At 44.7% G+C, this 1,981-nt stretch carries 2 pseudogenes; both read left to right on the top strand.

The annotated features are described in order from the left end of the window. Positions 1-151 precede the first annotated feature (151 nt). Positions 152-989 (top strand): annotated as a pseudogene (locus QUA40_RS28540) (S8 family serine peptidase). A gap of 14 nt (positions 990-1,003) precedes the next feature. Beyond that, positions 1,004-1,923: pseudogene (locus tag QUA40_RS28545) on the top strand (cyanobactin maturation protease PatG family protein). Positions 1,924-1,981 lie beyond the last annotated feature (58 nt).

Below are 1,981 nucleotides of genomic sequence, written 5' to 3' on the forward strand. Positions count from 1 at the left end.
ATTAATAATTAAATGGGGTCGCAAAATCAAAAATAAGGGCAATGCTTGTATCACAGTTTAAATGTGCAACAGCTTAGCACTCAAACTTGGCCAAATAGTACAGATGCACCATATGACTAAACATTTAGATTTAGTCAAACTTATCGCTTTGATGGAACTTACCAGTGGTAATGCAGAAATTATAGTTGGGTTAATTGATGGTCCAGTAGCTGTAGAACATCGTCAACTTGCCGGTGAAAATATCCGCTCTCTTCCTGGGATAAAGAGTGGAAACTGTACTCAAAAAAGCAGCATCGCCTGCAAGCATGGAACCTTTGTAGCAGGAATTTTGTTTGGAAAGAGGGATTCTTCAGCCCCTGGCATATGTCCTAAATGTACTCTGTTGTTACGTCCGATTTTTGCAGAGATAGCATCCGGAAGCGAACAGATACCAAGCGCAACTCCTCAAGAACTGGCAACAGCAATAGTCGAGATAGTTGATGCTGGTGTTCATGTATTGAATATGAGCCTTGCACTAGCCCAACCGTCATTTAACGGTCAGCATGAATTAAAACAGGCTTTATTTAGATTATGCAACAAGGCGTGGCGTTATTATTGTTGCGGCAGGGGGGAATCAAGGAACGATTGGAACCTCTGCTATTACTCGACATCCGTGGGTGATTCCGGTTGTGGCATCTGATCTTCAAGGTAGACCTCTTGGTCTGTCCAACTTGGGAAGTTCTATCGGCAGGCGAGGTATCAGCGCTCCTGGTGATGACATTACTAGCCTGACCGCTGACGGCGAACCACTGGCGCTAAGCGGAACGAGTGTCGCCGTCCCGTTTGTGACAGGCGCGATCGCCCTCTTGTGGTCTAAATTTCCAAATGCAACTGCCGCCGAAATAAAACTAGCTATCACCGAAGCTCATAGGCAGCAACACACGACAATTGTTCCACCTTTGTTAGATGGGTGGGCAATGTATCAAGTTATGAAAAAGTTTCATTCTTAAAACAGGAAAATTAAATGACTCAAACTCAAGAACAGTCTACTACCCAGACTCGTGTACCAGCGAACGCCAGTATCAGCAACCAGAGTGCGACAATCGTGGTCTTGCCCCAGGGTGAAAATGGAGGCTGTAGCTGTGGAGGAAACAAACAAAATTCCGAGCCTCCTTCCTACGTTTATGCGCTAGGTAAAGTTGGATATCGTTTTTCCAAGCAGTCGATAGAAAAAGAATTTGCTCAAGCCACTGGACGAGTAGACACATCTGGACTTACAGACCAACAAGCTTTCACGCCGTTCTGTCAGCGCGACACAATCGTTACCTGGCGCGTCAACTGTGTTGGGTGCTAACTATCGAGGGTCTGGAAACCTACCTTTTACACCCAAGCGATCCTGCGGACTTTGATTTGTTAATTGAAGCAATCCGTCCTACTCCTAGTCCTATGGATCTTGATGTTGTTGTTGGTGTCAGAGGTCTTATTGCTCCGCCGGAAGTGTGCAATGGACTTATGGTTCCCATTGTTGTATTCGACCAAATTTATTCCTTCGACCGCGATTCACTTATCCAATCTATCCCGCGACCAGAGGCAATTTCCCCAGAACAATTTACGCCTGCTGCTGAAGAACTTTTCGCAAGGCTCATGCAAATGGCTGACAATGCAGGCACAACTGATGAGCATCGCGCTTTAAATTATCTGGCAGTTCGTTATCCAGCCATTTATATAACAACTGCTGAAGCTTTTGGACGCAACCTTTCATTGACAGCATTGGAAATTCGTCCTTCCCGGTTAAGTGGTGTCAGCAAAATTGTCGATGTCATCTTTGCTTTTACCAATCGCAGTACGGATGTTACCGAGAAATATTTTGTCCGCGTAGACGTGACAGAGGAGTTTCCTTTCCTGGTTACGAGGATGTCGCCCTACTATAGCAATCCTAAATGATTTTCTATATCTAGAGCAATCCTAAATGATTTTCTTTGTGTAAGTATATTGACTTATT

The organism is Microcoleus sp. Pol11C3, from assembly GCF_036701485.1.
Lineage (GTDB): Bacteria > Cyanobacteriota > Cyanobacteriia > Cyanobacteriales > Microcoleaceae > Microcoleus.